General features: G+C 68.7%; 6 protein-coding genes. All 6 read left to right on the top strand.

Features of this window, described 5'->3' with window-relative positions; genetic code table 11:
• Window positions 1-1,199 (top strand): protein translocase subunit SecD (secD, locus tag MELE44368_RS26505; protein WP_128111183.1); only part of this gene is annotated, 1,199 nt, incomplete at its 5' end.
• A 3-nt stretch (window positions 1,200-1,202) separates the two neighbouring features.
• The gene (gene secF, locus MELE44368_RS26500; RefSeq protein ID WP_128111182.1) at window positions 1,203-2,492 is read left to right on the top strand and encodes a protein translocase subunit SecF; all 1,290 of its coding nucleotides are present in this window, start codon (window positions 1,203-1,205) and stop codon (window positions 2,490-2,492) included.
• A gap of 6 nt (window positions 2,493-2,498) precedes the next feature.
• Entirely contained in the window at window positions 2,499-4,151 is a 1,653-nt protein-coding gene (locus MELE44368_RS26495; protein ID WP_128111181.1) for an ABC transporter substrate-binding protein, read from the top strand.
• Window positions 4,148-4,702, top strand: a complete 555-nt coding sequence (locus tag MELE44368_RS26490) for an adenine phosphoribosyltransferase (RefSeq protein ID WP_241566782.1) — start codon at window positions 4,148-4,150, stop codon at window positions 4,700-4,702. Before MELE44368_RS26495 ends, MELE44368_RS26490 begins: the two co-directional genes overlap by 4 nt.
• Before the next feature lie 46 nt (window positions 4,703-4,748).
• Entirely contained in the window at window positions 4,749-7,100 is a 2,352-nt protein-coding gene (locus MELE44368_RS26485; RefSeq protein ID WP_128111179.1) for a RelA/SpoT family protein, read from the top strand.
• Window positions 7,101-7,131: 31 nt separating this feature from the next.
• On the top strand, window positions 7,132-8,298 hold the full coding sequence (locus tag MELE44368_RS26480; protein WP_241566787.1) for an MSMEG_1130 family ribosome hibernation factor: 1,167 nt from the start codon (window positions 7,132-7,134) through the stop codon (window positions 8,296-8,298).
• Window positions 8,299-8,354 lie beyond the last annotated feature (56 nt).

Genomic DNA, 8,354 nt, shown 5'->3' with positions numbered 1-8,354 from the left:
CGCCCAGTCCCGCGCCCAGCCCGGCCCCGCCGCCGCCCAGCCCGGCCCCGCCGCCGCCCGGCGAGGCGCCGAAGTCGCCCGAGGACGTCCCGCTGCAACAGCGCATCGCCGACGAGAAGCAGTTGCGCCAGAGCACCGATCAGCAGATCCAGATCCTGGCGCTGCAGTTCCAGGCCACCCGCTGCGACGAGGACGACGTGCTGGCCGGCCACGACGACCCGAACCTGCCGTTGATCACCTGTTCGACGAACGGCGACGAAGTGTATCTGCTGGCCCCCTCGATCATCAGCGGCGAGCAGATCGAGAACGCCAACTCGGGCCTGGATCAGCAGCGCGGCGAGTACGTCGTGGATCTGCAGTTCAAGAGCGACGCCTCCAGGACCTGGGCGGACTTCACCGCCGCCAACGTCGGCACCCAGACCGCGTTCGTGCTCGACTCCAAGGTGGTCAGCGCACCGGCGATCCAGGAGGCCATCCCGGGCGGCCGCACCCAGATCACCGGGCAGTTCAACCAGCAGACCGCGCGGGAACTGGCCAACGTGCTGAAGTACGGTTCGCTGCCGCTGTCCTTCGAGTCCTCGGAGGCCGAAACCGTCTCGGCCACACTGGGACTGTCCTCGCTGCGAGCAGGTCTGATCGCCGGCGCGGTCGGGCTGGCCGCGGTGTTGCTGTACTCGCTGCTGTTCTACCGGCTGCTGGGGATTCTCGTCGCGCTGTCGCTGGTCGCTTCCGGCGCAATGGTTTTCGCGATACTGGTGCTGCTCGGCAGATGGATCAACTACACGCTCGACCTCGCCGGTATCGCCGGTCTGGTCATCGGTATCGGTATGACGGCCGACTCGTTCGTGGTGTTCTTCGAGCGCATCAAAGATGAGATACGCGAAGGCCGTTCGTTCCGCTCCGCGGTGCCACGCGGTTGGGCAAGGGCCCGCAAGACGATCGTGTCCGGCAACGCCGTGACACTGCTGGCCGCGGTGGTGCTGTACATCCTGGCCGTCGGCCAGGTGAAGGGTTTCGCGTTCACCCTGGGCCTGACGACCGTGCTCGACGTCACCGTCGTCTTCCTGGTGACCTGGCCGCTGGTGTACCTGGCGTCGAAGTCGACGACATTCGCCAAACCGGCGTTCAACGGCCTCGGGGCGGTGCAGCAGATCGCCCGAGAACGACGAGCGGCGGCGCACGCGACGGGACGGGACTGACATATGGCCGCGAAAGACACATCCGAATCGACCGCCGTGGAGGCGCCGAGCCTGGAATCGGCAACGCCCAAACACAGCTTTTTCATGCGCCTCTACACCGGCACCGGGGCGTTCGAGGTGGTCGGCAAGCGCAAGCTGTGGTTCGCGATCAGCGGCCTGATCGTCGCGGTGTGCATCGCGAGCATGGTCTTGCGCGGGTTCACCCTGGGCATCGACTTCGAGGGCGGCACCAAGGTGGCGGTGCCCGCGTCAACCGAGACCGGCACCATCTCGGTGCAGCAGGTCGAAGACGTGTTCACCGAGACGCTGGGCAAGGCCCCCGAATCCGTCGTCCTCGTCGGCAGCGGCGGATCGGCCACCGTGCAGATCCGCTCGGAGCACCTGACCAACGAGGAGACCGAGGAGCTGCGCACCGCGCTGTTCGACGCCTTCAAACCCCTTGGCACCGACGGCGTTCCGAGCAGGCTGGCGATCAGCGATTCGGCGGTCTCGGAAACCTGGGGCGGTCAGATCACCCAGAAGGCGCTGATCGCCTTGGTGGTGTTCATCGTGCTGGCCACCATCTACATCACCGTGCGCTACGAGCGCTACATGTCGATCGCGGCGATGGCCACGCTGGTGTTCGACATCATCGTCACCGCGGGCGTGTACTCGATCGTCGGTTTCGAGGTCACCCCGGCGATGGTGATCGGTCTGCTGACGATCCTCGGCTTCTCGTTGTATGACACCGTCATCGTGTTCGACAAGGTCGAGGAGAACACCCAGGGCTTCGAGCACACCACCCGCCGCACCTTCGCCGAACAGGCCAACCTGGCCGTCAACCAGACCTTCATGCGGTCGATCAACACCAGCGTGATCTCGGTGCTGCCGATCGTCGCGCTGATGGTGGTCGCGGTGTGGCTGCTGGGCGTCGGCACCCTGATGGACCTGGCGCTGGTGCAGATGGTCGGTGTGGTCGTCGGCACCTATTCGTCGATCTTCTTCGCCACGCCGCTGCTGGTGAGCATGCGCGAACGCACCGACCTGGTGCGCAACCACACCCGTCGGGTGCTGAACCGCCGCAAGGGCGCCGAGGCCAAGACCGCCGACAAGGCCGCCGACAAGGCCGCCGACACCGACGCTGGGGCCGATACAAAGGCCGGCCAGGCCGCCGAACCGCAGACCGTCGCGGCGGCATCGGTGCCCAGCAGCCCCCCGCCACCGGACAAGCCGGTGCCGGGCGCGCGGCCGGTACGGCCCACCACCAGCCGAACCGGGCGGCCCTCGGGTAAGCGCAACACGCGGCGGCGGTAGCCGGAGATGAGGGGCCGGTGCCGGCGCGGCGGTGTGTTGGCGGCTGTTGTGTTGCTGGGCGCCGCGGGGTTGGCGTCGTGTTCACGCAGCCCCGCCGACAGCATCGACTACGCCGTCGACGGCCCGCTGACCACCTACAACACCAACACCGTCGAGGGGGCGGCCTCGGCGGCCCCGCAGGCGTTCGCGCGCGCGCTGACCGGCTTCACCTATCACGGTCCCGACGGCCAGATCGTCGGCGACACCGACTTCGGGTCGGTCTCCGTGGTGGGGCGCACCCCGCTGGTGCTCGACTACGAGATCCACGCCGACGCGGTGTACTCCGACGGCAAACCTGTCACCTGCGACGACATGGTGCTCGCGTGGGCGTCGCAGTCCGGCCGCTTCCCGGGTTTCGACGCGGCCAGCCGCGCCGGATACAGCGACATCGCCGGCATCGAGTGCACACCGGGGCAGAAGAGGGCGCGGGTGTCGTTCCTTCCGGAGCGCGCGTTCGTCGACTACGGGCAGCTGTTCAGCGCGACGTCGATGATGCCCTCTCACGTCATCGCCGACGTGCTCGGCCTGGATGACGGAGGCGTCGCCAAGGCGATCGCCGACAACGACGGCGCGACGGTCGAACGCATCGCGCAGGTCTGGAACGCCACCTGGAAGCTCACACCCGATCTCGACCTCAAGAAGTTCCCGTCGTCGGGTCCCTACAAGCTGGACTCGGTGACCGATGAGGGCGCGGTCGTGCTGGTGGCCAACGACAAGTGGTGGGGCGCGGCCCCGGTCACCAAGAAGATCACCGTCTGGCCGCAGCCCGACAACATGCAGGACCGCGTCAACGAAGGCGCATTCGACGTCGTCGACATCGCGACCGGTTCGTCGGGCACGCTGAACCCGCCCGACGACTACGTCCGCACCGAGTCACCGTCGGCGTCGATCGAGCAGTTGATCTTCGCCTCCCAGGGCCCGCTGGCGGCCACCCCGGCGCGCCGGGCGCTGGCCCACTGCACACCGCGGGACACGATCGCGCGCAACGCCCAGGTGCCGATCGCCAACGCGCGCCTGAACCCGACTACCGAGGATGCCTACAGCGCCGTCGAAGGCGCGGCCGAGGCCAGCGGGTTCGTCGCCGCCAACCCCGACGCCGCGCGCGCCGCGCTGGAGGAGCGCCCCCTGACCGTGCGGATCGGCTACCGAAGCCCCAACCCGCGCCTGGCCGCCACCGTCGGCGCCATCGCCCAGGCGTGCGCACCGGCCGGCATCACCGTCGAGGACGCCGCCACGGAGACGACGGGTCCGATGACGTTGCGCAACAACGAAATCGACGTGCTGATCGCCACCACCGGCGGATCGCCCGGCAGTGGGTCGAGCGGCTCGTCCGCGATGGACGCCTACGATCTGCACTCGGCCAACGGCAACAACCTGTCGCGGTTCTCCAACCCGCGCATCGACGAGATCATCGCGAGGTTGGCGGTGACGGCCGATCCCAAGGAAACCGCGCGGCTGCTCGGCGAGGGCGGCGCCATCCTTTGGGCCGATATGCCGACCCTGCCGCTGTACCGCCAGCACCGCACCGTGCTGACGTCGAAGAAGATGTACGCGGTACAGAGCAACCCGACGAGATGGGGTGCGGGGTGGAACATGGACCGCTGGAGCCTGGCGCGATGACCGGTGCCGCCGGGCCCGCGGCACCGGGCCCGGAGGTGTCCGCGCTCATCGCCTCGATGCTGCGTGAAGTGCCCGACTTTCCCGAGCCCGGCGTGCAGTTCAAGGACATGACCCCGCTGCTGGCCGACGCGCGCGGGCTCACGGTGGTCACCGATGCGCTGGCGCACGCCGCACGGGGCGCCGACCTGATCGCGGGCATCGACGCCCGCGGCTTCCTGCTCGGCGCGGCGGTCGCCATCCGGCTCGGCACCGGGGTGCTGGCGGTCCGCAAGGGCGGCAAGCTGCCCCCGCCGGTGCGCAGCGAGACCTACGTGCTGGAGTACGGCACGGCCGCGCTGGAGATCCCCGCCGACGGCATCGAGTTGGCCGGCCGCTCGGTGTTCATCATCGACGACGTGCTCGCCACCGGCGGCACCGCGGCGGCCACCGTGCGGCTGCTGGAACACGCCGGCGCGACGGTGACCGGCGCCGCCGTCGTCCTCGAATTGGCCGCGTTGCAGGGTCGCGCCGCGATCACCGGTCTACCGGTGACCTCCTTGCACACGATCTGAACGATATCCTCGAAGTCTGGAGGTTCTCGCTGGACAGGAGGTGACCATGGCTGACGAGCCCCGCACGGGTCCGGCCCTGCAATCGCCTCCCGTGGCGCAGTCGCCCGAAACCCAGCCGCTGGAGGTTCCCAAGACCTCGACCAGCGCGTCGCGGCGGGTGCGTGCCCGGCTCGCGCGCCGGATGACCGCGCAGCGCAGCGCCATCAACCCGGTGCTCGAACCGCTGGTCGCGGTGCACAAGGAGTTCTACCCGAAGGCCAACCTGCAGTTGCTGCAGCGGGCGTACGAGGTGGCCGAGCAGCGGCACGCCGATCAACTGCGCCGCTCCGGTGACCCCTACATCACCCACCCGTTGGCGGTGGCCAACATCCTGGCCGAGCTGGGGATGGACACCACCACGCTGATCGCCGCGCTGCTGCACGACACCGTCGAGGACACCGGCTACACGCTGGAGGCGCTGACCGAGGAGTTCGGCACCGAGGTGGCCCACCTCGTCGACGGCGTCACCAAGCTGGACCAGGTCGCTCTGGGCACCGCCGCCGAGGGCGAAACCATCCGCAAGATGATCATCGCGATGGCCCGCGACGCGCGCGTTCTGGTCATCAAGGTGGCCGACCGGCTGCACAACATGCGCACGATGCGCTTCCTGCCGCCGGAAAAGCAGGCCCGCAAGGCCCGCGAAACGCTGGAAGTCATTGCGCCGCTGGCGCATCGGCTCGGCATGGCCACGGTGAAGTGGGAGCTGGAAGACCTGTCGTTCGCGATCCTGCACCCCAAGAAGTACGACGAGATCGTGCGCCTGGTCGCCGACCGGGCACCGTCGCGGGACACCTATCTGGCCAAGGTGCGCGACGAGATCGCCGCCACGCTCAGCGCGTCGAAGATCGACGCGGTGGTGGAAGGGCGGCCCAAGCACTACTGGTCGATCTATCAGAAGATGATCGTCAAGGGCCGCGACTTCGACGACATCCACGACCTGGTCGGGGTGCGGATCCTGTGCGACGAGATCCGGGACTGCTACGCCGCGCTCGGCGTGGTGCACTCGTTGTGGCAGCCGATGGCCGGGCGGTTCAAGGACTACATCGCCCAGCCCCGCTACGGCGTGTATCAGTCGCTGCACACCACCGTCATCGGCTCCGAGGGCAAGCCGCTGGAGATCCAGATCCGCACCCACGACATGCACAAGACCGCGGAGTGGGGCATCGCCGCGCACTGGCGGTACAAGGAATCCAAGGGCCGCAACGGCGTTCCGCATCCCCACGCCGCCGCCGAGATCGACGACATGGCGTGGATGCGTCAACTGCTCGACTGGCAGCGGGAGGCCGCCGACCCCGGCGAGTTCCTCGAGTCCCTGCGCTACGACCTCGCCGTGCAGGAGATCTTCGTGTTCACCCCGAAGGGCGACGTGATCACCCTGCCGACCGGTTCCACGCCCGTCGACTTCGCCTACGCGGTGCACACCGAGGTCGGCCACCGGTGTATCGGCGCGCGGGTCAACGGCCGGCTGGTGGCGTTGGAGCGCAAGCTCGAAAACGGGGAAGTCGTCGAGGTTTTCACGTCGAAGGCGCCCAACGCCGGGCCGTCACGCGACTGGCAGAGCTTCGTGGTGTCGCCGCGCGCGAAGGCCAAGATCCGCCAGTGGTTCGCCAAGGAGCGACGCGAGGAGGCGCTGGAGGCGGGTAAAGAGGCGATCGCCCGGGAGGTACGCCGCGGCGGACTTCCGTTGCAGCGCTTGATGAGTGCGGAGTCGATGGCCGGATTGGCCAGGGATCTGCGGTACGCCGACGTGTCCGCGCTGTACACCGCGATCGGCGAGGGGCACGTGTCGGCACGCCACGTGGTGCAGCGCCTGGTGACCCAGGTCGGCGGCGACGAGGAAGCCGTCGACGAACTCGCCGAGCGGTCTACCCCGTCCACCATGCCGGTGCGTCACCGCAGCTCCGAGGACGTCGGTGTGGCGGTGCCCGGCGCGCCGGGGGTGCTGACCAAACTGGCCAAGTGCTGTACGCCGGTGCCCGGTGACAACATCATGGGCTTCGTGACCCGCGGCGGCGGGGTGAGCGTGCACCGCACCGACTGCACCAACGCCGCCTCACTGCAGGAACAGTCGGAGCGCATCATCGAGGTGCTGTGGGCGCCGTCGCCGTCGTCGGTGTTCCTGGTCGCCATCCAGGTCGAGGCGCTGGACCGGCACCGGCTGCTGTCCGATGTGACAAGGGTGTTGGCCGACGAGAAGGTGAACATCCTGTCGGCGTCGGTGACGACGTCCAATGACCGGGTGGCGATCAGTCGCTTCACCTTCGAGATGGGTGACCCCAAGCATTTGGGCCATGTACTCAACGTGGTGCGTAATGTCGAGGGTGTGTACGACGTGTACCGGGTGACGTCCGCGGCCTGACTGCCGCTGTTTGGGGGTGTGAAACGTGGCCATGCTCGAGCAACTCGACGACGCAGGAGTGCGGGAACTGTCGCGACGCAGCGACGACCTCGGCGTGCTGTCCGTGTACGTGAAAGCGGACCCGAGCCAGGACCCGAACCTGCTCGCCGCCGGCATCGACCTGAAGAACCGCTTCCGCGAGTTGCGGCGCCGAGCCTCCGAGGGCGACGGTATCGAGCGCGGCCGCGACGTCGCCGCCGCGCTCGACCGGCTCTGGCCGCAGGTCGAGGCCCTGGTGGCCTCGGCGGTGTCGGGCCGGGGGCGGATCGTGTTCTTCGCGCTGGACAGCGACTGGACGATGCAGTTCGACAGCGCGATGCCGGTGACGCCCCGATTGGTGCTGGACAGCGGCCCGTTCATCCACCCCCTGCTCGAGATGCTCGACGAGGGCCGCAGGGCCGGTGTCGTGATCATCACGGCCGAAGACGCTCGCCTGCTCGAATGGCACCTGGGTTCGCTGCGCACCGTGCAGTCGATGGAGAACGAGTACGTCGAGGCGCCGCATGAGCGAGCCGGTCAGATCGGCGGCGGCCCGCCCGGACAGTTCAACACTCCGGTGCGCGAACAGCGCAAGGCCCGCGAACGCGAGCGAATCGAGCGATTCCTGGACCAGGCGGTCGAGGCGGCCGTGAAGGTGGCCGAGGAGAACGGCTGGCAGCGGATCCTCGTCTCCGGAGGCGACACCTGGACGGAGGCAGCGGTCTCGAGGTTCCCGGCGACCCTTCGTGACAAGGTGCTCGCCGACTCCCGCGTCCTCAGCGGCGTCGACGACGCCTCGCTGGCGCGCATGGTCACCGAACGCCTCCACGCCCAGCACAAGGAGTACGAGCAACAGCTGTTGACCGAGGTGCGCGACGCCGCCGGCACCAAGTCCGGGGCGTTGGGGTTGTCGGAGGTGACCGGGGCGCTGAACGACGGACGGGTCGCGCACCTGGTGTACGACCCGGAGGTTCGCTACGTGGGCTCGGTGGACACGAACGGGTTGCTCTACGCCGGTGAGGAGGCCCCTGCGGGCGCGCAAGTCACCGCGGAGCCCCGGCTGACCGAACGGCTGGTCGAGCGGGCACTCGAGATCGGGGCGCGGATCACGCCCGTCGAAGGTGCGGCCGGCGGTGTGCTGGCCGAGGCCGACGGCATCGGTGCGCTGCTGCGCTGGTAACGGCTCGCCTTTTCACTCGCGAGCAGACGCGAACACCCCCACTTTGGGTCCATTTC

It is taken from the genome of Mycolicibacterium elephantis DSM 44368 (assembly GCF_004014805.1).
Lineage (GTDB): Bacteria > Actinomycetota > Actinomycetes > Mycobacteriales > Mycobacteriaceae > Mycobacterium > Mycobacterium elephantis.
Note: the sequence above shows the minus strand (reverse complement) of the source record. Positions and strands in the feature narration are given on the sequence as shown.